At 67.3% G+C, this 26,010-nt stretch carries 18 protein-coding genes, 3 rRNA genes, 1 pseudogene and 1 riboswitch; of the genes and pseudogenes, 8 read left to right on the top strand and 14 right to left on the bottom strand.

Going from position 1 to position 26,010, the window contains the following annotated elements; translation table 11 throughout:
• Positions 1-805 precede the first annotated feature (805 nt).
• From LCN96_RS52720 to LCN96_RS52735, 4 genes are all read right to left on the bottom strand, one after another.
• Positions 806-1,354, bottom strand: coding sequence for an NACHT domain-containing protein (locus tag LCN96_RS52720; RefSeq protein ID WP_225269916.1), 549 nt, complete (start codon positions 1,352-1,354; stop codon positions 806-808).
• Between the two features lie 525 nt (positions 1,355-1,879).
• Positions 1,880-1,996 (bottom strand): 5S ribosomal RNA (rrf, locus tag LCN96_RS52725).
• Between the two features lie 63 nt (positions 1,997-2,059).
• A 23S ribosomal RNA gene (locus tag LCN96_RS52730) occupies positions 2,060-5,165 on the bottom strand.
• A 290-nt stretch (positions 5,166-5,455) separates the two neighbouring features.
• A 16S ribosomal RNA gene (locus LCN96_RS52735) occupies positions 5,456-6,974 on the bottom strand.
• The 16S, 23S and 5S rRNA genes sit together here, the layout of an rRNA operon.
• Before the next feature lie 501 nt (positions 6,975-7,475).
• On the opposite strand from LCN96_RS52735, the gene LCN96_RS52740 reads away from it, so the two are divergent.
• Together LCN96_RS52740 and mgrA are read left to right on the top strand one after the other, a co-directional pair.
• Positions 7,476-9,566, top strand: a complete 2,091-nt coding sequence (locus LCN96_RS52740) for a S9 family peptidase (protein ID WP_225269917.1) — start codon at positions 7,476-7,478, stop codon at positions 9,564-9,566.
• Positions 9,563-10,561: an L-glyceraldehyde 3-phosphate reductase gene (gene mgrA, locus LCN96_RS52745; RefSeq protein ID WP_225269918.1), complete on the top strand. Its 999-nt coding sequence runs from the start codon at positions 9,563-9,565 to the stop codon at positions 10,559-10,561. The genes LCN96_RS52740 and mgrA overlap by 4 nt, the downstream gene beginning before the upstream one ends.
• Here mgrA and LCN96_RS52750 read toward each other — a convergent pair.
• A complete protein-coding gene (locus tag LCN96_RS52750; protein ID WP_225269919.1) occupies positions 10,530-12,926 on the bottom strand; it encodes a lysylphosphatidylglycerol synthase transmembrane domain-containing protein in 2,397 nt (798 codons plus the stop codon). The genes mgrA and LCN96_RS52750 overlap by 32 nt on opposite strands.
• 214 nt (positions 12,927-13,140) lie before the next feature.
• Between LCN96_RS52750 and LCN96_RS52755 the strand changes: the two genes are divergently transcribed.
• A complete protein-coding gene (locus LCN96_RS52755) occupies positions 13,141-15,147 on the top strand; it encodes a molybdopterin-containing oxidoreductase family protein (protein ID WP_225269920.1) in 2,007 nt (668 codons plus the stop codon).
• Here the strand turns inward: LCN96_RS52755 and LCN96_RS52760 are convergent.
• Both LCN96_RS52760 and LCN96_RS52765 read right to left on the bottom strand, forming a co-directional pair.
• Positions 15,134-15,604, bottom strand: a complete 471-nt coding sequence (locus LCN96_RS52760) for a GNAT family N-acetyltransferase (protein ID WP_225276256.1) — start codon at positions 15,602-15,604, stop codon at positions 15,134-15,136. The genes LCN96_RS52755 and LCN96_RS52760 overlap by 14 nt on opposite strands.
• A gap of 42 nt (positions 15,605-15,646) precedes the next feature.
• A pseudogene (locus LCN96_RS52765) lies at positions 15,647-16,057 on the bottom strand (GNAT family N-acetyltransferase); the annotation flags it as partial.
• An 83-nt stretch (positions 16,058-16,140) separates the two neighbouring features.
• On the opposite strand from LCN96_RS52765, the gene LCN96_RS52770 reads away from it, so the two are divergent.
• Positions 16,141-16,590: a hypothetical protein gene (locus tag LCN96_RS52770; RefSeq protein WP_225269921.1), complete on the top strand. Its 450-nt coding sequence runs from the start codon at positions 16,141-16,143 to the stop codon at positions 16,588-16,590.
• Between the two features lie 3 nt (positions 16,591-16,593).
• Here the strand turns inward: LCN96_RS52770 and LCN96_RS52775 are convergent, their stop codons facing one another.
• The 3 genes from LCN96_RS52775 to LCN96_RS52785 form a co-directional block, all read right to left on the bottom strand.
• Entirely contained in the window at positions 16,594-16,974 is a 381-nt protein-coding gene (locus LCN96_RS52775) for a VOC family protein (protein WP_225269922.1), read from the bottom strand.
• A 29-nt stretch (positions 16,975-17,003) separates the two neighbouring features.
• Positions 17,004-17,318, bottom strand: coding sequence for a DMT family transporter (locus tag LCN96_RS52780; protein WP_225269923.1), 315 nt, complete (start codon positions 17,316-17,318; stop codon positions 17,004-17,006).
• Positions 17,319-17,351: 33 nt separating this feature from the next.
• Positions 17,352-17,410: riboswitch (guanidine-III (ykkC-III) riboswitch) on the bottom strand.
• Between the two features lie 25 nt (positions 17,411-17,435).
• Positions 17,436-18,233 (bottom strand): class I SAM-dependent methyltransferase, encoded by a 798-nt coding sequence (locus LCN96_RS52785; RefSeq protein ID WP_225269924.1) that lies wholly within the window; start codon positions 18,231-18,233, stop codon positions 17,436-17,438.
• A gap of 102 nt (positions 18,234-18,335) precedes the next feature.
• Between LCN96_RS52785 and LCN96_RS52790 the strand changes: the two genes are divergently transcribed.
• The 3 genes from LCN96_RS52790 to LCN96_RS52800 all read left to right on the top strand — a co-directional run bounded on the left by LCN96_RS52790 (position 18,336) and on the right by LCN96_RS52800 (position 21,462).
• Positions 18,336-20,141, top strand: coding sequence for an acyl-CoA dehydrogenase (locus LCN96_RS52790; protein ID WP_225269925.1), 1,806 nt, complete (start codon positions 18,336-18,338; stop codon positions 20,139-20,141).
• Between the two features lie 86 nt (positions 20,142-20,227).
• Positions 20,228-21,166 carry an MBL fold metallo-hydrolase gene (locus LCN96_RS52795; RefSeq protein WP_225269926.1) on the top strand — a complete coding sequence of 313 codons (939 nt, stop codon included), beginning with the start codon at positions 20,228-20,230 and terminating at the stop codon, positions 21,164-21,166.
• A 71-nt stretch (positions 21,167-21,237) separates the two neighbouring features.
• Positions 21,238-21,462: a hypothetical protein gene (locus tag LCN96_RS52800; RefSeq protein ID WP_225269927.1), complete on the top strand. Its 225-nt coding sequence runs from the start codon at positions 21,238-21,240 to the stop codon at positions 21,460-21,462.
• Here the strand turns inward: LCN96_RS52800 and LCN96_RS52805 are convergent.
• The 4 genes from LCN96_RS52805 to pdhA all read right to left on the bottom strand — a co-directional run bounded on the left by LCN96_RS52805 (position 21,459) and on the right by pdhA (position 25,487).
• Positions 21,459-21,752 carry a Dabb family protein gene (locus tag LCN96_RS52805; RefSeq protein ID WP_225269928.1) on the bottom strand — a complete coding sequence of 98 codons (294 nt, stop codon included), beginning with the start codon at positions 21,750-21,752 and terminating at the stop codon, positions 21,459-21,461. The two genes, LCN96_RS52800 and LCN96_RS52805, sit on opposite strands and share 4 nt — an antisense overlap.
• Before the next feature lie 181 nt (positions 21,753-21,933).
• Entirely contained in the window at positions 21,934-23,415 is a 1,482-nt protein-coding gene (locus LCN96_RS52810; RefSeq protein WP_225269929.1) for a dihydrolipoamide acetyltransferase family protein, read from the bottom strand.
• A gap of 12 nt (positions 23,416-23,427) precedes the next feature.
• Positions 23,428-24,408, bottom strand: a complete 981-nt coding sequence (locus LCN96_RS52815; protein WP_225269930.1) for an alpha-ketoacid dehydrogenase subunit beta — start codon at positions 24,406-24,408, stop codon at positions 23,428-23,430.
• A complete protein-coding gene (pdhA, locus tag LCN96_RS52820; protein ID WP_225269931.1) occupies positions 24,405-25,487 on the bottom strand; it encodes a pyruvate dehydrogenase (acetyl-transferring) E1 component subunit alpha in 1,083 nt (360 codons plus the stop codon). Before pdhA ends, LCN96_RS52815 begins: the two co-directional genes overlap by 4 nt.
• 230 nt (positions 25,488-25,717) lie before the next feature.
• Here pdhA and purS point away from each other — a divergent pair, with 230 nt between their 5' ends.
• The gene (gene purS / locus LCN96_RS52825; RefSeq protein WP_225269932.1) at positions 25,718-25,963 is read left to right on the top strand and encodes a phosphoribosylformylglycinamidine synthase subunit PurS; all 246 of its coding nucleotides are present in this window, start codon (positions 25,718-25,720) and stop codon (positions 25,961-25,963) included.
• Positions 25,964-26,010: the final 47 nt, after the last annotated feature.

The following is a 26,010-nucleotide window of genomic DNA, read 5'->3' on the forward strand; positions in this document are numbered from 1 at the left end:
CACGACAACGGACTGGTTCGCCAGGGCCTCGACAAGCCCCACCTGCCGTCCCCCTCCCCACGCCTTCTCCAGCCCCTGACGATGGCGCGCACGGCGTCCGTCCCATTGAACGCACCAAGGACGGCGAACAGTGCCCAGCCCTGCCCTTCCAGCGCTCCCGCCAACGCCAATTCCCAGACGAAGACGAACGGCGTGGAAACCAGGAGAAGGGCGAGCCCCAGGATCCACGATCGGAGGTGTTCCTCGCTGGTTGCCCTTCCAACGGCACTTGGCCTGAGCCCGGCCAGCTCCCTGGCCGCCATGACGGCGAACACCCCGGCGGCAGCCACCCCATAGGCCGACCCGCAAGATCGGCGACCAGCCAGCACACGGTGGCCGTGAGCACCATGGTGGCGGACTGGCCGACTCCCATGATGAGTGCGCGAGCAGTCCCGTGGGCAGCCCGCCCCACTCCTGCCACCACGGCATCGGCATCGAGACGAAGCCGTACCGCGTAGGTCCATAAGCGATCTCCGCGAGCCACCGCTTGGCGCGTGTTCGCGTGTATCGGCGCCCCTCGACACGCAGCCGATCGAGTGCGTGCTCGACGTACGCATCGAGCAACCGCGAGGTAGCAGCCCCACGGCCGGCCGCCGCTCTCCGGAACGCTCGCCTCCGGCGCCAGAGAGGCGACGTACAGCCACAGGGGCGTATTCAGCAGCTCCAGCAACTCGCCGTCGGCACGTACCGCTGCCCGCAACCCCGTCCGTCAGGTCGGCGTCCTCGAGATGGCCCAGAACCTGCTTTTTCGTAAGGGGATGGATCTTCACCGCGTTGACCAGCCGAAGTCTCCGGCGGAGGTGCACATACTCCTGGAACGGCTGCTCACGACCAACGCCAGCCGAGGACAGCGAAGCAGCAACTCGTTGAGCAGCCGCACGCATTCCGCTCGCATGCTCTCCGGAACCTCATCGAGGCCGTCGAACAGCAGCACCAGCCGACGTTCTGCCAGCCACACACCCACGATGCCCGCGCCGACGGCGTACGCGCGCTCCGCCGCCTGGACCGCCCACTCCCCGATATCCTGGAGGTTCATCGCCTCCCTGATCCGAAACGGGCCGTGCTGCCTGTTGCTGCGCACCCAGTCGGCAAGCTCGAGAAAGAGGGGAAGGGGCGCATCCGCATCCGCTTCTGCCCGATCCAGTAGTTCGTCCGCCAGTCGGAGCAGCAGAGTCGTCTTCCCGCTGCCGGGAAGGCCGAGCACCAGCATGGCCCGGTCCGCCTGGTCGAAGGCTTCCGCGATGCCCGTGCCCGGAACAGGCTCCCGTTCGACCGTGCCCCGAACCGGCCGCCACGTACGCGGCGGCTCCACCATCCCCGAGGCGATTGCCCAGCTCCGAGCCGACTTGCGTCACATTGGCCATTCGCTGGTCGAGCTTACGCCGCACCACCGTGCGAATATTCCGCAACGCCGCATCACGGTCACCGGGTAAGACCACGCCCTGGCCGAAGAGAGCGTGCTCGCCGACACGAAGTTGCTCCACCGCGAACAGCACCACCGGGGTGACGCCCAGCACGGCCACCGCCGGCCACACCCACCCTCGATACGGCTCCAAGTCCTCCGGCATCGAACCACCGGTCGCCCAGTTGATCGCCGTGGGAACGAGTATCACGGCACTCAGAGAGCCCCACCCAAGCAGGACGATACGAAGAGAAAACACGGAGGCCTCCTGAGAAAACACGAAGGCCCCGACGCACCGACGCCGAGGCCTGGAACCGAAGACACATCCGGCGCAGCCACACCGAGATTCTGAAACGAAGGCCCTTGCGCATCGACGCCGGGACCCCTGGAAAAGCGAAGAGGCCCCGACGCTCAGCATCGGGGCCTCTCCAAACGATTGTCCGGCGGTGACCTACTCTCCCACACCCTCCCGAGTGCAGTACCATCGGCGCAGGGAAGCTTAACTTCCGGGTTCGGAATGTAACCGGGTGTTTCCTTCCCGCCATAACCGCCGTAACCCTGCGAAACAGCACTGGTTGCTGTCTCAGAATTGCCTAGTGGACGCGAGCAAGAAGCTTTGTGGTCAAGTCCTCGGCCTATTAGTACCGGTCAGCTCCACACGTTACCGTGCTTCCACCTCCGGCCTATCAACCCGGTCGTCTACCGGGAGCCTTACCCACTCTCGTGGTGGGAGACCTCATCTCAAGGCGAGCTTCCCGCTTAGATGCTTTCAGCGGTTATCCCTTCCGAACGTAGCCAACCAGCCGTGCACCTGGCGGTACAACTGGCACACCAGAGGTTCGTCCGTCCCGGTCCTCTCGTACTAGGGACAGCCCCTTTCAAGTCTCCTGCGCGCGCAGCGGATAGGGACCGAACTGTCTCGCGACGTTCTAAACCCAGCTCGCGTACCGCTTTAATGGGCGAACAGCCCAACCCTTGGGACCTACTCCAGCCCCAGGATGCGACGAGCCGACATCGAGGTGCCAAACCATCCCGTCGATATGGACTCTTGGGGAAGATCAGCCTGTTATCCCCGGGGTACCTTTTAGCCGTTGAGCGACACCGCTTCCACACGCCGATGCCGGATCACTAGTCCCAGCTTTCGCTCCTGCTCGACCCGTCAGTCTCACAGTCAAGCTCCCTTGTGCACTTACACTCGACACCTGATTGCCAACCAGGCTGAGGGAACCTTTGGGCGCCTCCGTTACCCTTTAGGAGGCAACCGCCCCAGTTAAACTACCCACCAGACACTGTCCCCGATCCGGATCACGGACCAGAGTTAGACGTTCAAAACGACCAGAGTGGTATTTCACCAATGACTCCACCCGAACTAGCGTCCGAGCTTCCCAGTCTCCCACCTATCCTACACAAGACGCTCCAAACGCCAATGTCAAGCTGTAGTGAAGGTCCCGGGGTCTTTCCGTCCTGCTGCGCGTAACGAGCATCTTTACTCGTAGTGCAATTTCGCCGGGTCTGCGGTTGAGACAGCGGGGAAGTCGTTACGCCATTCGTGCAGGTCGGAACTTACCCGACAAGGAATTTCGCTACCTTAGGATGGTTATAGTTACCACCGCCGTTTACCGGCGCTTAAGTTCTCACCTTCGCCCAGCAAGCTGAGCTAAGCGGTCCCCTTAACGTTCCGGCACCGGGCAGGCGTCAGTCCGTATACATCGTCTTACGACTTCGCACGGACCTGTGTTTTTAGTAAACAGTCGCTTCCCCCTGGCCACTGCGACCCCCACCAGCTCCGAGTGCAAGACTCATCACCAGCAGAGGTCCCCCTTCTCCCGAAGTTACGGGGGCAATTTGCCGAGTTCCTTAACCACAGTTCACCCGATCGCCTTAGTATTCTCTACCTGACCACCTGAGTCGGTTTAGGGTACGGGCCGCCACAACACTCACTAGAGGCTTTTCTCGGCAGCATAGGATCATCCACTTCACCACAATCGGCTCGGCATCACATCTCAGGCATAAGGAACGCGGATTTGCCTACGTTCCGCCCTACATGCTTACCCCAGGACAACCATCGCCTGGGCTGGACTACCTTCCTGCGTCACCCCATCGCTTACCTACTACCCAATCAGGCCGAGCGTTCACTCTGACCCCAAGCCCGAAGGCTTTAGGCGAGTTAAGGACTCTTAGTATCAAGGGGTTCAGTATGGGCGCATTGAAGCGGGTACGGGAATATCAACCCGTTGTCCATCGACTACGCCTGTCGGCCTCGCCTTAGGTCCCGACTTACCCTGGGCGGATTAGCCTGGCCCAGGAACCCTTGGTCATCCGGCGCGAGGGTTTCTCACCCTCGATTCGCTACTCATGCCTGCATTCTCACTCGCACAGCCTCCACAACTAGATCACTCTGCTGCTTCACCGGCTGCACGACGCTCCCCTACCCATCAACTCCACATGGGAGTCAATGCCACGACTTCGGCGGTGTACTTGAGCCCCGCTACATTGTCGGCGCAGAATCACTTGACCAGTGAGCTATTACGCACTCTTTCAAGGGTGGCTGCTTCTAAGCCAACCTCCTGGTTGTCTCTGCGACTCCACATCCTTTCCCACTTAGCACACGCTTAGGGGCCTTAGTCGGTGATCTGGGCTGTTTCCCTCTCGACTACGAACCTTATCGCCCGCAGTCTCACTGCCACGCTCTCACTTACCGGCATTCGGAGTTTGGCTGACGTCAGTAACCTTGTCGGGCCCATCGGCCATCCAGTGCTCTACCTCCGGCAAGAAACACGCGACGCTGCACCTAAATGCATTTCGGGGAGAACCAGCTATCACGGAGTTTGATTGGCCTTTCACCCCTACACACAGATCATCCCCCAGGTTTTCAACCCTGGTGGGTTCGGTCCTCCACCCAGTCTTACCTGAGCTTCAACCTGCCCATGCGTAGATCACTCCGCTTCGGGTCTACAGCATGCGACTCAAACGCCCTCTTCAGACTCGCTTTCGCTACGGCTCCCCCACACGGGTTAACCTCGCCACACACCATAACTCGCAGGCTCATTCTTCAAAAGGCACGCAGTCACATCACAGCCGATCCGAAAATCAGCTAAGCTCCTACGGCTTGTAGGCACACGGTTTCAGGTACTATTTCACGACCCCTCACCGGGGCACTTTTCACCTTTCCCTCACGGTACTCGTGCACTATCGGTCATCAGGGAGTATTTAGGCTTACCAGGTGGTCCTGGCAGATTCACACAGGATTCCTCGAGCCCCGTGCTACTTGGGATCCCCTCCAGCAGTCCATCCGATTTCGCCTACCCGGCTCTCACGGTCTACGGCGCCCCTTCCCAGAGGCTTCAACTATCGGAAGGATTTATCACTGCTCGAAGCAGCGGCAGCCACTTCAAGAAGGTCCCACGACCCCGGACATGCAACGCCTGCCGGCTATCACACACGCCCGGTTTAGCCTCATCCGCTTTCGCTCACCACTACTCACGGAATCACTGTTGTTTTCTCTTCCTACGGGTACTGAGATGTTTCACTTCCCCGCGTTACCACCAACCGCCCTATACATTCAGGCGGAGGCAACACCACATGACTGGTGCTAGGTTTCCCCATTCGGACATCCCCGGATCAACGTCTGGTTGGCGACTCCCCGAGGCTTAACGCAGCCTCCCACGTCCTTCATCGGCTCCTGATGCCAAGGCATCCACCGTGTGCCCTAAAAAACTTGGCCACAAAGATGCTCGCGTCCACTATGCAAATCTCAAACAACAAACAGCAAACCACCGCCACAACCCGCAAGGATTGCTTGAGTGGTCCTGTCCCAGAAGAACCGGTCGCCCGTTTCCTCAGGACCCAACAGTGTGTCCAACCAGCCGGCACCCCCAGACGACCCCGTTCCCACTCCCCTTACGAGGCGGTACTAGCGGCCCGGCGATGCCTGCCGGTTGAGTAGCCAGTGCTCCACTAGTGAGCTGTCACCCCACCACACATTCGGCGGTGATAGGTGAGAGTGCTCCTTAGAAAGGAGGTGATCCAGCCGCACCTTCCGGTACGGCTACCTTGTTACGACTTCGTCCCAATCGCCAGCCCCACCTTCGACCGCTCCCCCCCTTACGGGTTGGGCCACGGGCTTCGGGTGTTGCCGACTTTCGTGACGTGACGGGCGGTGTGTACAAGGCCCGGGAACGTATTCACCGCAGCATTGCTGATCTGCGATTACTAGCGACTCCGACTTCATGGGGTCGAGTTGCAGACCCCAATCCGAACTGAGACCGGCTTTTAGGGATTCGCTCCACCTCACGGTATCGCAACCCTCTGTACCGGCCATTGTAGCATGTTTGCAGCCCAAGACATAAGGGGCATGATGACTTGACGTCATCCCCACCTTCCTCCGAGTTGACCCCGGCAGTCCCCCATGAGTCCCCAGCACGCCGAAGCGCCTGCTGGCAACATGGAGCAAGGGTTGCGCTCGTTGCGGGACTTAACCCAACATCTCACGACACGAGCTGACGACAGCCATGCACCACCTGTCACCCAGTCCGAAGAGGGCTCTGTCTCCAGAGCTTTCCGGGTGATGTCAAACCTTGGTAAGGTTCTTCGCGTTGCGTCGAATTAAGCAACATGCTCCGCCGCTTGTGCGGGCCCCCGTCAATTCCTTTGAGTTTTAGCCTTGCGGCCGTACTCCCCAGGCGGGGCGCTTAATGCGTTAGCTCCGGCACGGAGATCGTGGAAGATCCCCACACCTAGCGCCCAACGTTTACAGCGTGGACTACCAGGGTATCTAATCCTGTTCGCTCCCCACGCTTTCGCTCCTCAGCGTCAGGTAAGGCCCAGCAAGCCGCCTTCGCCACCGGTGTTCCTCCTGATATCTGCGCATTTCACCGCTACACCAGGAATTCCACTTGCCCCTACCTACCTCTAGCCGGCCCGTATCCACCGCAGACCCGCAGTTAAGCTGCGGGCTTTCACGGCAGACGCGACCAGCCACCTACGAGCTCTTTACGCCCAATAATTCCGGACAACGCTTGCGCCCTACGTATTACCGCGGCTGCTGGCACGTAGTTAGCCGGCGCTTCTTCTGCAGGTACACGTCAACTTCGTCCCTGCTGAAAGAGGTTTACAACCCGAAGGCCGTCATCCCCCACGCGGCGTCGCTGCGTCAGGCTTCCGCCCATTGCGCAATATTCCCCACTGCTGCCTCCCGTAGGAGTCTGGGCCGTGTCTCAGTCCCAGTGTGGCCGGTCGCCCTCTCAGGCCGGCTACCCGTCGTCGCCTTGGTAGGCCACTACCCCACCAACAAGCTGATAGGCCGCGAGCCCATCCCCGACCGAAAAACTTTCCACCACCACCCGATGCCGGAGGCGGTCGTATCCGGTATTAGACCCAGTTTCCCGGGCTTATCCCAGAGTCAGGGGCAGGTTGCTCACGTGTTACTCACCCGTTCGCCGCTCGAGTACCCCGAAGGGCCTTTCCGCTCGACTTGCATGTGTTAAGCACGCCGCCAGCGTTCGTCCTGAGCCAGGATCAAACTCTCCAAACAATGTCTGGATTATTCATCCGAGCAAAATCCATCAAGAATCATGTCTTGACGAGGTGTTGCATGAAAATCATGCACTGGCTTTTAACACACTGTTGAGTTCTCAAGAAACGGACGCGTACTTCCTCACCAGGCCCGCTCTCGCGGCCCCCGCTCGGAGGCGTTCATTTCGTCGTTGTGGTCTTAATTCTTTCAGCCGTTCAAGTTCCTGTCAAATTGACCGGACTTGCTCGACCTGCGGGAATTAACCCATGCCCCCTTTCGGAGACAACCCCTCTAACTTACCAGCCCTTCGACCGATCTGCGAATCGATCACCGAAACCGGCGCGCCACAAGGGATTGCCGACAAGCGTGACACAACACACCAAAGTCACCGGAGTGAAGGAGGAGGGTTGCGCCGCACCGCGTCGGCTCTTAAAGATTAGCAGCGCCTCTCGACAGCTCGGGACGGTTCGCTCGCTTCTCCGGCAACAGAACGATCACGACCGAACATAGACTCCCCACGTGAGCAGCAACACGCCGCCAGTGGCGAAGAAGATCCCCACGGAGCGCACCCATCACGGCGACACCGTCATCGACGAGTACGCCTGGCTGAGCAACAAGGAAGATCCCGACACGACCGCTTATCTGGAGGCGGAGAACGACTTTCTCAAGCAGCACACCACCCACCTGGCCGACCTGCAGGAGCAGGTGTTCCAGGAGATCAAGGGCCGCACGCAGGAGACCGACCTGTCCGTCCCGAGCCGCAAGGGCCGGTGGTGGTACTTCAGCCGCACGGAGGAGGGCAAGCAGTACGCCGTCTCCTGCCGCGTCCCCGCCGACAGCGACGCGCCCCCGAAGATCACCCCGGGCGAGGTGCTCGACCACGAGCAGGTGATCCTCGACGGCAACCAGCTCGCCGGCGACAGCGACTTCTTCTCGGTCGGCGCCAGCTCGGTCTCCCCCGACGGCACGATGCTGGCGTTCTCGACCGACTACAAGGGCGACGAGCGCTTCACGCTGAGGTTCAAGAACCTGGAGACCGGCGAGCTGCTCCCCGACGAGATCACCGACATCTTCTACGGGGGCGCCTGGTCGGCCGACGGCTCGACGTTCTTCTACACGCGCGTGGACGACGCCTGGCGCCCGTACCAGGTCTACCGGCACACCCTGGGCACCCAGGAGGACGTGCTGGTCTACGAGGAGAGCGACGAGCGCTACTGGGTGGGCATCGGGCTGACCCGCAGCGAGAAGTACCTCGTGCTGGGCGCGGGCAGCAAGATCACCAGCGAGGTGCGCATCCTCGACGCCAGTGACCCCGCCGGCGAGTTCCAGGTCGTCCGCCCCAGGAAGACCGGCGTCGAGTACGGCGTCGAGCACGCCGGCGACTTCTTCTACGTGCTCCACAACGAGAACGCCGAGAACTTCGAGCTGGCCACCGCCCCTCTCGACGACCCCGCCGCGTGGACGCCGCTGATCGCCCATCGCGAGGACACCAGGCTCCTGGAGATCGACGCGTTCTCCGACCACGCGGTGCTGCACTTCCGCCGCGACGGCCTGACCGGCCTGCGCGTGCTGCCGTACGGCGGCGCGGGCGCCACCTGGCGCGAGCGGGTGGAGGCGGCCGAGCGGAACGCCTACGAGATCGACTTCCCCGAGCCCCTGTACGACGTCGGCCCCGCCGGCAACCCCGAGTTCACCACCACGCGGCTGCGGCTGGCGTACACGAGCATGGTCACCCCGCCCAGCGTGTACGACTACGAGCTCGACTCCCACGAGCTGATCCTGCTCAAGCGGCGCCCGGTGCTCGGCGGCTACGACCCGGCCGACTACGAGCAGTTCCGCGAGTGGGCCACGGCCGAGGACGGCACGAAGATCCCCGTGTCGATCGTCAAGCGCAAGGACTCCCAGAAGCCGGCGCCGACGGTGCTGTACGGGTACGGCAGCTACGAGACCTCCATCGACCCCGGCTTCTCCGTGCCGCGGCTGTCGCTGCTCGACCGGGGCTTCGTCTTCGCGGTCGCGCACGTGCGGGGCGGCGGCGAGATGGGCCGCCGCTGGTACGAGGACGGCAAGCTGACCAGGAAGCGCAACACGTTCACCGACTTCGTGGCCGCCGCCAGGCACCTGAAGGCGTCGGGCTGGAGCGAGCGGATCATCGCCAGGGGCGGCTCCGCGGGCGGCCTGCTGATGGGCGCGGTGACGAACCTGGCGCCGGAGGAGTTCGCGGGCGTGGTGGCCGAGGTGCCGTTCGTGGACGCGCTGAACACCATCCTCGACCCGTCGCTGCCGCTGACCGTGATCGAGTGGGACGAGTGGGGCGACCCGCTGCACGATCCCGAGGTGTACGCGTACATGAAGGGGTACTCGCCCTACGAGAACGTGGACGGCAGGCCGTACCCGCCGATCCTGGCGATCACGAGCCTGAACGACACGCGCGTGCTGTACCACGAGCCGGCGAAGTGGATCGCGCGGCTGCGTGCCACGGCGCGGGGCGGGCCGTTCCTGCTCAAGACGGAGATGGGTGCCGGGCACGGTGGCCGCAGCGGGCGTTACGACGCGTGGCGGGAAGAGGCGTTCGCGCTGTCGTGGATCATCGAGAGGGGCACGTCATGACCTACCGGGCCGACGAGCGGCGCTACGAGCGCCAGCCGTACAACCGCAGCGGGCGCGGCGGGCTGAAGCTGCCGGCGGTCTCGCTGGGCCTGTGGCACAACTTCGGTGACAACCGGCCGATCGAGAACTCGCGGGCGATCCTGCGCCGCGCCTTCGACCTGGGCGTGACGCACTTCGACCTGGCCAACAACTACGGCGTGCCGTACGGCTCGGCGGAGCGGAACTTCGGCCGGATCCTGCGCGAGGACTTCGCCGCGTACCGGGACGAGCTGATCATCTCCACCAAGGCCGGGTACGACATGTGGCCCGGCCCGTACGGCGAGTGGGGCTCGCGCAAGTACGTCCTGTCCAGCCTCGACCAGTCGCTGCGGCGCATGGGCCTGGAGTACGTGGACATCTTCTACAGCCACCGTCCCGACCCGGAGACGCCGCTGGAGGAGACGATGGGCGCGCTGGACCGGGCGGTGCGCTCCGGCAAGGCGCTGTACGCGGGCGTCTCCAACTACTCGCCCGAGCAGACCGCGCAGGCCGCGCGGATCATGCGGGAGCTGGGCACGCCGCTACTCATCCACCAGCCGTCCTACTCGATGATCAACCGTTGGATCGAGGACGGGCTGCTGGACACGCTGGAGGAGGCGGGGATGGGCTGCATCGTGTTCTCGCCGCTGGCGCAGGGGCTGCTGACCGACCGGTACCTGGAGGGGGTGCCGGACGACTCGCGGGCGGCGACCAGCCGGTTCCTGAGCGCCGACCGGATCGACCGGGACCTGGCGCGCGACCTCAACGAGATCGCCAGGACGAGGGGGCAGAGCCTGGCTCAGCTGGCGCTGTCGTGGGCGATGCGGGATCCGCGGGTGACGAGCGTGCTGATCGGCGCGAGCAGCGTCAAGCAGCTTGAGGACAACGTGGCGTGCGTGGACGGCCCCGCCTTCACGGAGGACGAGCTCGCCGCCATCGACAAGATCACAGGTCTTCGTTCCGCTGGAGGTAGGTGAAGGCGGCCCAGCCCGGCAGTACCGGCAGCCAGAACGTGAGCAGCCGGTACAGCAGCACGGCCGAGGTGGCCACCTCGGGCAGCACGCCGGCGACCGTCAGGCCGCCCACGAGTGCGACTTCGACCGCGCCCAGACCACCGGGTGTGGGCGCGGCGGAGCCGATCGCGTTGGCCGTGAGGAAGACGACGGCGACGGCGGTGAAGCTGAGCGTGCCGCCGAACGCGGCCACGCAGGCGTCGAGGCAGACGATGAACATGAGCGTGATCGAGAGTGTCCCGGCGCACGCCTCGACCATCTTGCGGGGCGACTGGAGCACGTCGAGCAGGCGCGGCAGCACGTTCGAGAAGAGCTTGCGCAGCCGCGCGGTGACCAGCCTGCGCAGCGGCGGCACGCCGAGCACGGCGACGACCAGCACCGCGACCCCGAGCAGCACGAGGACCAGCGTGCGCGACGGGGTGAACGAGGTGGGCGTGGTCGAGCCGGTGATGTAGGCGAACAGCGCCAGCAGCAGGATGTGGAAGACCAGCATGATGAGCTGTGAGGCGCCGACGCTGGCGACCGCGCTGGCCGGATGGATCCCGCGTTTTTGCAGGTAGCGGGTGTTGATCGCGACGCCGCCCACGGCGGCGGGCGCGACGAGCTTGACGAACGACCCCGCGAACTGCGCCAGCACCGTGCGCCAGAGCGGCAGCCGCTCCGGTACGAAGCCGCGCAGCATCAGCGCGGCGGCCACGTAGCTGGCGAACGAGGCCACCAGCGCCAGCCCCGACCAGGCCCAGTTGGCCGTGGTGATCACGTGGTAGACGTCCACCTGGCTGAGCTGGTAGAGCACGATGTAGGCGGCCAGCGTGCTGGCGATGATCGTGATCAGGGTGCGGGGGCGGAAGCGTTCGAGGCGGACCTCCTCGACCTTGCTCTGCGGCTTGAGCGCCACGATGTGCTCGCGGATGCCCGGCAGCACGTTCTTGGCCTTGGCCAGGGCCGAGCGGGTCTCCCTGGTGAGCGCGATCTGCTGGAGCAGCGGCATGGCGGCGGCCAGCGCGTCGGGGCCCATGACGTCGGCGGCGGCGCGGACCGAGCGTTCGGGGCCGACACGCAGCGCCAGGTAGGTGAGGAGCTGGGCGACGTCGAGCCGCAGGAGCAGGTCTCCGGCGGCGACCTCGCCGCTGCGCGCGTCGGTGAGCACGACGCGGCCGGCGCCGTCGAGGTGGATGCTGTCGCCGGTGAGGCGCCGGTGCGCCAGGCGCTGGATCTGCAGCAGCTCGACCTGCTCCCAGATCTGGGCGAGCAGCTCGTCGTCGATCTCGGCGTCGGGCACCTCGTCCAGGGGGCGCGTCTCGATGTGCTCGTAGGCGAGCAGCGCGGCCTCGGTGCCGATCTCGCTGGTGCCGAGCAGGCGCGGGGTGCTGGCGCCGGCCGCCTGGGCCGCGTACGCCATGAGGGCCTCGCGTTCGAGCTCGGCCCGCAGCGATCTGATGGCGCGCCGCCTGGTCTCGGAGTTGAGCCTGATGCGCCGCCACAGCCGGTACGGCAGGCCGGCCACCTGCCGGTCGCGGTCGAGCACGGTGACGTCGAGGCTGGAGCCGTCCTTCAGGCCGATGGCGTAGCGGCGGCTGCCCTGGTGGTCGTCCTCGACGCGGCGGGCCGAGACGGGCGCGAACGAGAGCTTGCGCAGGGCCGCGACCACGGCGTTGCCCGGGGGCCGGGTGTTGGGGCTGCCGACGCCGTACAGGGTGGCGTAGCCGATGGCCATGCCCACCAGGACGGTGACGATGGCGCTGGGGATGGTGATCTGGCGGCCGGAGAAGAGGGCCAGGATGTAGAGCGCGATGGTCGTCCACATCAGCATCCGCCAGGTGGGGCGGCGGGAGATGCGGACGGCGGTGGAGTAGGCGATGACGGAGGTGAGCAGCGTGTTGAGCGGCTCGATGGTGCGGTCGCCGGTGAGCAGCACGCGCAGGTCGTCGACGTTGCCGGCCACGAGCCACTGCCCGAGCAGGAACGATCCGGCCATGCCGACGATGGCGGCGATCAGCCCCTCGGCGACGCGCAGGCCGTCGCGGTGGAAGACGCGCTCGACGGCGAAGGCGGTCGGCACGATGAGCACGGCGGCGCCGCCGAGGAAGGCGGCGATCCTGCTCAGCAGGGGCACGAGCTCCGCGCCCTCCTTGACGTCGGCCTCCAGGCCGATGAGCGTCTGCTTGGCGACCAGGGCGAGCAGGATGACCGCGCCCAGCACGATGAGCGTGGCGAAGAAGCGCAGCAGGTCGGAGGGACGGCGCAGGCGATGGGGCAGCAGCGGCTCTACGACGTAGACGTCGTTCGGCGTGCTTTCCGCGCTGTTGTCTGCGCGCGACTCGGCCACGGCCGGCTCCCCTTCCGCGAGGCCCTCCGTGTCATCTCGTTCCCTGATATCGGCCACCGACAGCGATTCCGCACCTTCCCGTGCCGGACCATACGATCTCTGACTTCCAGTGTGCTCAATCGTCCCCGCAGTGTCGCACGGGGCAGGCTACACGCTGCACTTCCCCCTGTTCACCTCCGAATTCGTGGTGGCGGGGGGACGTAGGCTGTGTCCCATGTCGGGTGAGTTGAGAGTTTTGGGGGCGTGTCCGCTGGACTGCCCGGATACCTGCTCCTGGGTGGTGACCGTCGAGAACGGCCGGGCCGTCAAGATGCGCGGCAACCCCGACCAGCCCTACACCCGGGGCGCGCTGTGCGTGAAGGTCAACCGTTACCTCGAACACACCCGGGCCGAGGACCGCATCCTCCACCCGCTGCGCCGTACCGGGCCGAAGGGCTCGGGGCAGTTCGAGCGGATCACCTGGGAAGAGGCGCTCGACGAGATCTCCGTACGGCTGCGCGGCATCGTCGAGGAGCACGGCGGCGAGGCCATCTGGCCCTACCTGGGCACCGGCACGCTCGGCTACCTCCAGGGCTGCGAGGGCGTGGCGGGCCGCCGGTTCTGGAACCTGCTGGGCGCCTCCAGGCACTGGCTCAACATCTGCTCGGCGGCGGGCAACGCCGGGCTGCGCCGCACGCTCGGCACCGCCGCCGGCATGGACCCGGAGAACTTCGCGCTGTCCAAGCTGATCCTGCTCTGGGGCACGAACACGCTGACCAGCGGCCACCACCTGTGGAAGTTCATCCAGGACGCGCGGGCGAACGGCGCCCACGTCGTGGCCATCGACCCCATCCGCACCAGGACGGCCGACCAGGCGGACGAGCACCTGGCGATCAGGCCGGGCACCGACGGGGCGCTGGCGCTGGGCCTGCTCAACGTCGTGCTGTCGGAGAACGCCCAGGACGAGGAGTTCCTGGCCGAGCACACCGAGGGCTGGGCCGGCTTCCGCGAGGAGATCCTGCGCTACCCGGTCGAGCGGGTGGCCGAGATCACCGGGATCCCCGCCGAGGCCGTCCACAGGCTGGGGATGAGGCTCGCGCACACCCGCCCCACCGCGCTGCGCGCCACGCACGGCCTGCAGCGGCACGCGGGCGGCGGCGCCGCGCTGCGGGTGATCTCCGCCATCCCCGGCGTCACCGGCGACTGGCGCCACCCCGGCGGCGGCATCGCCTTCTCCACCAGCGACCACGTGCACCTGAACGTGGACCGCCGCGACGACCTGCTCGCCGCGCCCGTGCGCACGCTGACCATGACGAAGGCGGCCTCGCAGCTGGAGTCGGTCAAGTGCTTCTGGGTGTACGCGGCCAACCCGGTCGGCTCCTCCCCCGATTCGGGCGCCATCAGGCGGCAGCTCGCGCGCGAGGACCTGTTCACGGTCGTCATGGAGCACTTTCCGACCGACACCGTGGACTACGCCGACATCGTGCTGCCCGCGACCATGCAGACCGAGCACCACGACCTGCACGCCGGGTACGGGCACATGTACCTGCTGTGGAACGAGCAGGCCGTGCAGCCGCCGGGCGAGTGCCTGTCCACGACGGAGACGTTCCGCAGGCTGGCCGCGCACATGGGGATGACCGAGCCGTCGCTGTACGACTCGGACCTGGAGCTGGCCGAGCAGCTGCTGACGAGCGGGCATCCGTCGCTGGAGGGCATCACGCTGGACAGGCTGCGCAAGGAGGGCTGGGTGCGGATGAACTATCCGCGGCCCTTCACGCCGTTCGCCGAGGGCTTCCCGACGCCTTCCGGGCGGCTGCGCTTCCCGCCGGCGGGGAAGGCGTACGTGCCGTCGTACACGGCCTCCGCCGCCGGCGCCTCGCCCTACCCGCTGACGCTGGTCACGCCCGCCTCGCACACGTTCCTCAACACCACCTTCGGCAACAACCCCGAGCTGCGGCGGCGCGCCAAGGAGCCGACGGTGCTGGTCAACCCGGCCGACGCGGCGGCGCGCGGGCTGGAGGACGGCCGGCGGGTGCGCGTGCACAACGACGGCGGCGAGTTCCTGGCGGACGTGGAGATCAGCGACCGGGTGGCGGCCGGGGTGGTGGCCACGCCCAAGGGCCGCTGGCCCAAGCTCAGCCCCGGCGGCAGCAACCCGAACGCCGTCGTGGCCGAGCGGGACGCCGACATGGGCAGGGGGCCCGGCTTCCACGACAACTTCGTGGAGATCAGTCCAGCGTGAGCTTGTAGCCGACGTGGGAGGCCGTGAAGCCGAGGCCGTCGTAGAAGCGGTGCGCGTCCGTACGTGACTTGTCGGAGGTGAGCTGCACCATCGCGCAGCCGCGCGCCCGCGCCCTGCCGATCGCCCACGAGATCATCCTGCGGCCCAGGCCCTGGCCCCTGGTCGAGGCGGCGACCCTGACGGCCTCGATCTGGCACCGCTCCGCGCCCAGCCGCGACAGCCCCGCCAGGTAGGTGAGCTGCATCGTGCCCACCACCTTGCCGTCCTGCTCGGCCACGATCAGCTCGTCGTACGGGTCGGCGTCGATCCGCTCGAACGCCGCCAGGTAACGCTCGTCGCCCGGATCCCCCTCGCGCCGGGCGCCGAGGGGGTCGTCGGCCAGCATCGCCACGATCGCCGGCACGTCCTCCCTGCGCGCCCGCCTGAAGATCAGCGACAGCACGTAGTGCGACTCCATCAGCGACGGGTTGGACGGCAGCGCCATCACCTTGCCGCTGCGCGTGAAGCCCTTGCGCGCGTAGAGCGCCCTGGCGGCGTGGTTGCGGTCCACCGCCCACAGCCCGATCTCCTCGGCCCCGGTGCCCCTGGCCCACTCCACGGCCACGTCCACCAGCCGCGAGCCGACGCCCTCCTGCCTGGCCTCGGGCGCCACCCACATGGACAGCAGGTGCGCCGCGTCCTCCTCCAGCCTGACGCACACCAGCCCCAGGTCGGCGCCGTCACGCGTGGCGACCCACCAGCGCGACTCCTGGTCCGCCAGCCGCTCGGCCCACTTCTGCGGCGGGAACTCGACCTCACGGCCGTAGGAGGAGCCGAACGCGTCCGGATCCGCTTGCAACGCCCGCAGCCGCACCTCCCGCAGCCGCTCACCGTCATCCGCACCAAGCTGCACGATCTCGATTTCCCGCATGCCCGAATCATGCCAGTTTCCCAGGGACAGCTCAGGGTCGGACCCCGATGCCTCCAGGGGAGGCCAAAAGGCAGCATGAAGGCATGAGCAACGAAATCAGCCGACGCGATGAAGTATCGCTGTCCGGCGCCGCCCTGCGCGGCGCCCCTTGGAAGGCCGCCGCCATCAGCGGTGGCGTCGCGACCGGTGTGAGCCTGGGCGTGGGGCTGCTCACCGGCATCGACCTGGCGTGGTCGGTGAGCCTGGGCATCAGCCTGTTCGCGCTGGTCGCCGCGATCGGGGCGGTGTCCAAGCCGGAGCAGGGCGACCGGGTGACCCGCCAGGCGCGGAACTGGTCGCTCAGGCACCCGTTCAAGTTCGCGCTGCTGCCGGCCGGCATCGTGGCCGTGCTCGACTACCCGGTGGAGCTGGTGCTCGGCGGGAACGGGGTGTTCGGCTCGGCCATCGGGGCGCTGTGGAGCGGGGCGCTCGTCTACCTGATCGCCGGCGTGCTGACGCTCACGATGAAGGGACGAGCGCGATCCGCCCGGTGACCTCTACTGACCCTCCCGCTCCGCCTGACTCCTGCACACGCAGAACTCGTTGCCCTCGGGGTCGCGCATGGTGACCCAGCCGGAGCCGTCGGGCTTGCGCAGATCGTCGTAGACGGTCGCGCCGAGCCCGACGAGCCGCTCGACCTCCTCGTCGCGGGTGCGGCCCTCGGTGCCGTTGACGTCGAGGTGCACCCGGTTCTTGCCGGTCTTGCCCTCGGGGACGCGGATGAACAGCAGGAACGGGTCCTGGTGGGTGCGGAGCATGACCTCGTCGTCGCCGGGTTTGTCCCCTTCGCCCAGGGGCAGTCCTGTGGCCTGGCTCCACCAGCTGGCGATGGCGTACGGGTCGTGGGCGTCGATGGTGACGGCGTGGATTTCGATCACACCTCACACAATAGACACCACCTAAGCCGTTAAGCCAGTGTCTTGAGGCCGATGACGCCGGCCAGGATCAGGGCGATGGAGATGAGCCGCGCCGGTGACACCTCGTCACCCATGGCGATCATGCCGAGCAGCGCGGTGCCCGCCGCGCCGACGCCGGTCCAGACGGCGTAGGCGGTGCCGACCTCCAGCGACTTGAGCGCGTACGAGAGCAGGCCGAAGCTGAGCACGGCCGTGACCAGGAACGACAGCGTCCACCACAGATGTGAGAAGCCGTTGCTGAGTTTGAGCGAGAGGGCCATGGTGACCTCGAAGAGGCCGGCCAGCACAAGGACGATCCACGCCATGTCGAGCACTCCCTGAAAGACGAGACTGACTGGAGTGCGTCGTCTTGGCGTTCCGGGTACGGCGCGTCTCGTCCGGGAGCTGTCCGCTCGTTCAGGTGAACGTGCGGGACAGGCCCGTCATTCCCACCAGATCGTGACCCAGCGATCGCGGGGCACCGGCCACATGCCCAGCTCCACCGCCGTCCGCGCCACCTCCTGCGCGCGCGAGGGGTCCAGGCACACTCTGCGGACCGCACTGGCGGCCAGCTCGTCCAGCGACGTGAAACGTTCCAGCGGGGCTTCCCTCTCCTCCACCTGCACGTTGAACCCCAGCGCCGCCGCGAGGGCCACGCAGTCCTCCGCGATGGGCCGCACCGGCCGGTCGACGCCGTGGAAGTGCTGCCACAGCGGCGTCATCCAGCTCATCGGGTGGCGGTGCGGCAGCTCCAGCACCACCCGCCCCTGCGTGCGGGAGTCGAGCGCGAGCAGGAAGTCGGCCAGGTCGGGCACGTTGTAGACGACGTGCGCCGCCACCGCCGCGTCGGCCACCGGCACCTGCTCGCTGACGTCGGGCCAGCGGCCCTCGACCGCCGTCACCGGCACGCCCAGCTTCTCCGCCCTGGCCGTCAGCCCTTCCAGCATGGAGGTGGAGGTGTCGACGGCGTAGAGGTGGCCGATGCGCTCGTGCAGCGGCAGGGAGGCGGCGCCGGGGCCCGAGCCGACGTCGAGCAGTGTGCCCTTGTCGGGCAGCGCCTCCGACAGGCGGGTCATGGTCGGGCCGTCGTCCGGCTCTGCCAGCGCCCTGTCGGTACGGGTGCCGAACCTCTCGGGCGAATGACTCCACGGATCCAAGGGGGCCTTGGCCAGGATCTCGTCCGGAATCGCCCAGGAATCCAGGCGTTCCCGCCACCGGGCGGCGAGTTCTGCGGCGTCCATGGAGATGAGCATGCCACGCATATGACGGGTTACCCGCGGGTAGCATTTCAGAGTAAGGTTACTCACCAGTAGAAATGCCTCGGTTCAAGGAGATCGACGCCCATGGGCCACTACAAGAGCAACGTGCGTGACCTGGAATTCAACCTCTTCGAGGTCTTCGGGAGAGGCGAGATCCTCGGCACCGGGCCCTTCGCGGAAGTGGACGAGGACGTCGCACGCAGCGTTCTGGACGAGATGAACCGTCTCTCGACCGGGGTGCTCGCCGACTCCTTCGAGGAGGGTGACAGGCACCCGCCGGTGTTCGACGCGGCCACGTCGACCGTGAAGGTGCCCGAGGGTTTCAAGAAGTCCTACAAGGCGCTGGTCGACGGCGGCTGGGCGCACCTGGACCTGCCCACCGACCTGGGCGGCCCCGGCATCCCGCGCAGCCTCGCCTGGGCCACCGCCGAGATGGTGCTGGGCGCCAACCCCGCCCTCTACATGTACGCGGCGGGCCCCAACTTCGCCTACACGCTGTGGAAGGTGGGCACCCCTGAGCAGAAGCGCTTCGCCGAGCTGGCGATCGAGCACAACTGGGGCGCCACCATGGTGCTCACCGAGCCCGACGCGGGCTCCGACGTGGGCGCCGGCCGGACGAAGGCGGTGCGCCAGCCCGACGGGACCTGGCACATCGAGGGCGTCAAGCGCTTCATCACCAGCGCCGAGCACGACATGTCGGACAACATCTTCCACCTCGTGCTGGCCCGCCCCGAGGGCCACGGCCCCGGCACCAAGGGCCTGTCGATGTTCCTGGTGCCGAAGTACCACGTGGACCTGGAGACCGGCGAGCTCGGCGAGCGCAACGGCGTCTACGTCACCAACGTCGAGAAGAAGATGGGCCTGAAGGTCTCCACGACCTGCGAGCTGACCTTCGGCGACAAGCACCCCGCGATCGGCTGGCTGGTCGGCGAGGTGCACGAGGGCATCAAGCAGATGTTCATGGTGATCGAGCACGCCCGGATGATGGTCGGCACCAAGGCCATCGCCACGCTCTCCACCGGCTACCTGAACGCCCTCGAGTACGCCAAGTCCCGCGTCCAGGGCGCCGACCTGGCCAGGATGACCGACAAGACGGCGCCGCGCGTCACCGTGACGCACCACCCCGACGTACGGCGCGAGCTGATGCTGCAGAAGGCCTACGCCGAGGGCATGCGCGCGCTGGTGCTCTACACGGCCACGTTCCAGGACACCCTGCTCATGGACCCGGACGACCGGCACGCCCACGCCATGAACGACCTGCTGCTGCCCATCGTCAAGGGCGTCGGGTCGGAGCGGTCGTACGAGCTGCTCTCCCGCTCCCTGCAGACCCTGGGCGGCTCCGGCTACCTCCAGGACTACCCGATCGAGCAGTACATCCGCGACGCGAAGATCGACTCCCTGTACGAGGGCACCACCGCGATCCAGGGCCAGGACCTGTTCTTCAGGAAGATCCTGCGCAACCAGGGCGCCGCGATCGGCGCGCTGCTGGCCGAGATCAACGAGTTCGCCGCGTCCGAGGCGGGCAACGGCCGGCTCAAGGAGGAGCGCAAGCTGCTCACCGAGGCCGCCGCCGACGTCAAGGCCATGGGCGACACCATGGCGGGCTGGGCGCTCGGCTCGCTGGAGACGCCGCAGGAGGTCTACAAGGTCGGCCTGAACACCACCCGCCTCCTGCTCGCGCTCGGCGACCTGATCATCGGCTGGCTGCTGCTGCGCCAGTCCGAGGTGGCGCTGGCCAAGCTGGGCGGCGGCGAGGACGCGTTCTACCAGGGCAAGGTCGCGGCCGCCTCGTTCTTCGCCAAGACCGTGCTGCCCCGGCTGGCCGCCGAGCGGCGCGTGCTGGCCGCCACCGACCTGGAGCTGATGGAGCTGCCGGAAGCGGCCTTCTGAGCCACCTCACTGCCACCCGCGGCAGTCACACCGGCAGGGCGCCCGACCGCGAGCGGGCGCCCTGCCGCCTTGTGTAGCGTCGCGGCATGAGCTCCTCCTCTCACGACCACCCCCTGCCGCCGCCGCGCGTCGAAGAGGTGTCCGACGGGGTGTACGCCTACGTACAGCCCGACGGGAGCTGGTGGATCAACAACACCGGGTTCCTCGCCGGCCGGCGCGGCGTCGTCGTCATCGACGCCTGCTCCACCGAGCGGCGCACGCGCGCCTTTCGCGAGGCCATCGGCAAGGTCAGCGGCCGGCCGATCACCACGCTGGTCAACACCCACCACCACGGCGACCACACGTTCGGCAACTGGCTCTTCCCCGAGGCCACGATCGTCGGCCACGAGGGCGTGCGCGAGCAGATCATCGCCGACGGCGTGCCCGCCTACCGCAGCGCGTGGTCGGCCGGGGTGGAGTGGGGCAAGATGGAGCCGACCCCGCCGTTCCTGACCTTCACCGACCGGATCACGCTGCACTCCGACGAGCTGCGCTGCGAGGTGCGGCATGTCGGGCACGCCGCGCACACCACCAACGACTCCTACGTGTGGATCCCGGAGCGGCGGCTGCTGTTCACCGGGGACCTGGTGTTCAACGGCGGCACGCCGTTCGTGCTGATGGGCTCGGTGGCCGGGGCGCTGCGGGCCCTTGAGCAGCTCAGGGAGCTGGGGGCGCAGACCTTGGTGCCGGGGCACGGCGAGGTGTGCGGGCCGGAGGCGTACGAGCCGGTGGAGGGCTACCTGCGCTTCGTGCGGGAGACCGCCAGGCGGGGCAAGCAGGCGGGCCTGACGCCGCTGGAGACCGCGCTGGAGACCGACCTCGGCGAGTGGGCCGGGCTGCTCGACCCCGAGCGCGTCGTGGGTAACCTGCACCGGGCCTACAGCGAGCTCGACGGGCAGCCCCTCGGCGCGCCGATCGACCTGGTCACCGCCATCACGGACATGATCACCTACAACGGCGGCCGGCCGCTGTCGTGCCTGGCGTGAGAAGCGACGGGTGTGATCGGCGATAGCCGGGTATGACCGAGGCTGTACTCGCCGTTTGCCTGGAGGTCGTCATGGGGGTCGGGGTCAGCATCTTCTTCCTCACGCTTGGCGCCATCCTGAGGTTCGCGATCGAGCCCGACGTGTTCGGGCAGGCCGTCCACATGGATGTCATCGGCCTCATCTTCATGATCGTCGGTGGCGTGGGAGTGGTGCTCAGCATCGTGCTGGCCCCCAGGCGGGGCCAGACCTCCGACAACAGGCTGATGCACCGCGAGAACAACCCGCCCGAGCTCTAGAGACTCAGCTGTACGGCGGCGCGGGTCGCGAGGATCGGCTTGATGTGCTCGGCGATCACCTTCTGGTGGTCGGGATGGTCGCGGTAGACCAGGTAGTCGTCCACGTTGTCGAAGTCCGCCACCACCGCGTAGTCGTGGTTGCCCTGGTTGAGGCCCGCGTCGGCGCCGACCGTGTAGGCGCGTAGCTGCGGGATCAGGTCGGGGAGCTTGCGCAGCTCAGCCGTGACGGCGGCCCTCTGCTCGGCGGTCGCGGCCGCGGTCCAGGTGAACAGCACGATGTGGCGAATCATAGGGATCACCATATCGATGTATTCGCGGGCGCCCCTGGGCACTCTGACGTCTGTGGGTGCGGGCGTCCCCGCCGTACGGCGATCGCCGGGAGAGGGGTCCTCCCGGCGATCGCCGTACTCCCTTCCTCGTCAGCTCCGGCTTCCGCGTAGCTCCGGCTTCCGCGTAGCTCCGGCTTCCTCGTCAGCTCCAGACGAGCATGCGCAGGGGGTCCTCCAGCATCGCGCCCACGTCCGCCAGGAAGAGCGAGCCCAGCTCGCCGTCCACCATGCGGTGGTCGAACGAGAGCGACAGAGTGGCCACCTTGCGGACCGCCAGCTCGCCGTCCACCACCCACGGCATGTCCCTGACCTGGCCGACCGCCAAGATGGCCGCCTCGCCCGGGTTGATGATCGGGGTGCCGCCGTCCACGCCGAACACGCCGACGTTGGTGATGGTGATCGTGCCGCCCGCCATCTCGGCGGGCTGGGTGCGGCCGGCCCTGGCCGTCTCCGCGAGTGCCGCGAGCCGCCCGGCCAGGGCGGGCAGCGAGAGGTCCTGGGCGTCCTTGATGTTGGGGACCAGGAGTCCTCTGGGGGTGGCGGCGGCGATGCCCAGGTTCACGTAGTGCTTGACGACGATCTCCTGGGCCTGCTCGTCCCAGGTGGCGTTGATCGCCGGGTGGCGCGCGATCGCCGTCAGGACCGCCTTGGCCACCAGGAGCAGCGGGGTCACCTTGACCTCGGCGAAGTCCGCCAGGGTGCGCATGCGGCGGACCGCCTCCATCGTGGCCGTCATGTCCACCTGGAGGAACTCGGTGACGTGCGGGGCCGTGAAGGCGCTGGTGACCATGGCCTGGGCGGTGGCCTTGCGGACGCCCTTGATGGGGATGCGCTCCTCACGCGCGCCCGGCTGCGGGACCGGCTGCTCGACCGGCTGCTGGGCAGGGGCCTGGGCCGCCGCGTGGACGTCGTCGCGGGTGATCGAGCCCTGCGGGCCGGTGCCGGTGATCGTGACCAGGTCCACGCCCAGGTCTCTGGCCAGCTTGCGCACGGGCGGCTTGGCCAGGACGGCCACGCGGCTCGGCGTCGTACGCACTGTGTCGGGAGCCGTGTCGGGAGCCGTGTCGGGAGCGGCTTGCGGCATCGTGGCGGGAGGTGACGCGGGCGGGCCGTCCACCTCGACGCGGGACGGGTTGGCCACCGGGTTGGCGGGGATGCCCGCGGCCGGTTGCCTGCGGGCCCGGCGCTTGGTGGCGCCGGTCTTGACGCCGTAGCCGACCAGGACCGCCTGGCGCTCCTCCTTCGGCGCCGGGCTGCCGTGGGCGCCCGGCTCCACGGCACCCTCCGCCGGCGGCTTCGGCACCATGTCGTCGGCCAGCGCCGCCAGGTCGCCCGGAGCGTGGGCGGGCGTGCCGGCCGCCGGCGCGGGAGCCGCGCCGCCCTCCTCGGCCGTGTCGACGGCGATGATGGCCACACCGACGTCGACCGTGTCGCCCTCCTCGGCCATCAGCCCCGCCACCACGCCGTCCCACGGGATGGGCAGCTCGACGATCGACTTGGCCGTCTCGATCTCCACGACGATCTGGTTGACCTTGACCGCATCACCCGCCTTGACGTGCCAGCGGACGATCTCGGCCTCCGTCAGCCCTTCACCGACGTCGGGAAGCTTGAACTCGCGTCGCATCGCGCAACCCCCTCAGTACCCGAAGGTCCGGTCGACGGCGTCGAGCACGCGGTCCAGGTCGGGCAGGTAGTGCTCCTCCAGCTTGGACGGGGGGTAGGGGGTGGAGAAGCCGCCGACCCGCAGCACGGGCGACTCCAGGTGGTAGAAGCACCGCTCGGTGATCCGCGCGGCCAGCTCGGCGCCGAAACCGCTGTTGACCGGGGCCTCGTGGACGACCACGACGCGGCCCGTGCGGCGTACGGACTCCATCACGACCGGCTCGTCCAGCGGGTTGAGCGAGCGCAGGTCGATGACCTCCAGCGAGCGCCCGTCGTCCTCGGCCGCCGTGGCGGCCTCCAGGCAGGTCTTGACCATGGGCCCATAGGCCAGGACCGTGACGTCGGCGCCGGGGCGGACGGTCCGGGCGGAGTGCAGCGGCGCCCACCAGTCGGTGGAGGAGGTGTCGATGTCGGCCTTCTCCCAGTAGCGGCGCTTGGGCTCGAAGAAGAGCACCGGGTCGTCGCTGCGGATGGCCTGCTGGATCATGCTGTAGGCGTCGGCCGGGTTGGAGCAGGCGACGACGCGCAGGCCGGCCGTGTGGGTGAAGTACGCCTCCGGCGACTCGCTGTGGTGCTCGACCGCGCCGATGCCGCCGCCGCAGGGGATGCGGACAACGACCGGCAGCTTGATCGCGCCCAGCGAGCGCATCGGCATCTTGGCGAGCTGCGTGATGATCTGGTCGGCGGCAGGGAAGACGAACCCGTCGAACTGGATCTCGCACACCGGCCGGTAGCCGCGCAGCGCGAGCCCGATCGCGGTGCCGATGATGCCCGATTCGGCCAGCGGCGTGTCGATCACGCGGTCCTCGCCGAAGTCCTTCTGCAGGCCGTCGGTGACGCGGAAGACGCCGCCCAGCTTGCCGACGTCCTCGCCCATGATGAGAACCTTGGGGTCGTCCTCCATCGCCTTGCGCATGCCCTCGTTCAGGGCCTTCGACAGACTCAGGACCGTCATTTCTCGAACCCCTCCAAGTACGCGGCGAACTGGGCGCGCTCCTGGTCGATCAGGGCGTGGGGCTCGCGGTAGACGTGGTCGAAGATGTCGAGCGGCTCGGGGTCGGGCATGGCCAGGCAGCGCCTGCGCAGGTCCGCGCCGAGCTGGTCGGCCTCGGCCTCCACAGCGTCGAAGAAGGCCTGGTCGCCCTGCTCGTTCTTGAACAGGTACGCCTTGACCCGCTCGATCGGGTCCTTGAGCTTCCACGCCTCCAGCTCGCTGGCCACGCGGTAGCGCGTGGGGTCGTCGGTGGTGGTGTGGGCGCCCATCCGGTACGTGTACGCCTCGATGAGCGTCGGCCCCTGCCCCGTACGGGCGGCTTCGAGCGCCTTGCGCGTCACCGCGAGGCAGGCGAACACGTCGTTGCCGTCGACCCTGATGCCGGGGAACCCGAACCCGGAGGCCCGCCGGTAGAGCGGGATGCGGGTCTGCTTCTCCAGCGGCTCGGAGATGGCCCACTGGTTGTTCTGGCAGAAGAACACGATCGGCGCGTTGAACACGCTGGCCCAGATGAACGACTCGTTGACGTCACCCTGGGAGGTGGCGCCGTCGCCGAAGTAGACGATGGTCGCCGCGCTCGCGTCGTCGCGCTGGATGCCCATCGCGTAGCCGACCGCGTGCAGGGTCTGGCTGCCGATCACGATCGTGTAGAGGTGGAAGTTGTGCTCCTTGGGGTCCCATCCCCCGTGGTTGACGCCCCTGAACAGGCCCAGCAGCTTGACCGGGTCGACGTCTCGGCACCACGCCACGCCGTGCTCGCGGTAGGTGGGGAAGGCCATGTCGGCGTCGGTGAGCGCGCGCCCGGAGCCGATCTGGGCGGCCTCCTGGCCGAGCAGCGAGGCCCAGATGCCCAGCTCGCCCTGCCGTTGCAGCGCCACGGCCTCCAGGTCGATGCGCCGGACGAGGACGAGGTCGCGGTAGAGCGACCGGATCTCCTCCGGGGTCAGGTCTATGTCGTAGTCGGGATGCTCGACCCGCTCTCCCTCGGGGGTGAGCAGCTGGACGAGCTCAGGAGATGCTCCCGAGGCGTCTATGGTCATGCGCCACTCCTGCTGGTCAGGGGCCGGACTTCGGATGGGGTTACCAACTTAGGCCAGCCTTACCTAACGACGAACCGGGAGGTGGTGGTTCGTACGCTTTCGGGGCCATCGTGGCAGACGTCACAGCCCTGTGCGCAAGCCCCATGTCCTCCCCGTTCCCGTTGTGGTGGCAGCCACACGCGCCGGTAGGCTGTGCTTCCCATCCACCCACCGCTCCCAGGAGGAACGCAGTGGCCCGCGTCATCGTGGACGTCATGTTGAAGCCCGAGATCCTCGATCCGCAGGGCCAGGCCATCGCCAGGGCGCTGCCCAGACTCGGCTTCGCCGGCGTCTCGGCCGTGCGTCAGGGCAAGCGCTTCGAGGTCGAGCTCGACGGTCCGGCCGACGACGCGGCACTGGAGGAAGTGCGCAAGATGGCCGAGACGCTGCTCGCCAACACCGTCATCGAGGACTACAGCGTCCGGGTCGAGGGCTAAGGCACATTTGCCGCCCCGATTTCCCCTGGGGCGGTTAAAGCCTGGTT

Source organism: Nonomuraea gerenzanensis, assembly GCF_020215645.1.
Lineage (GTDB): Bacteria > Actinomycetota > Actinomycetes > Streptosporangiales > Streptosporangiaceae > Nonomuraea > Nonomuraea gerenzanensis.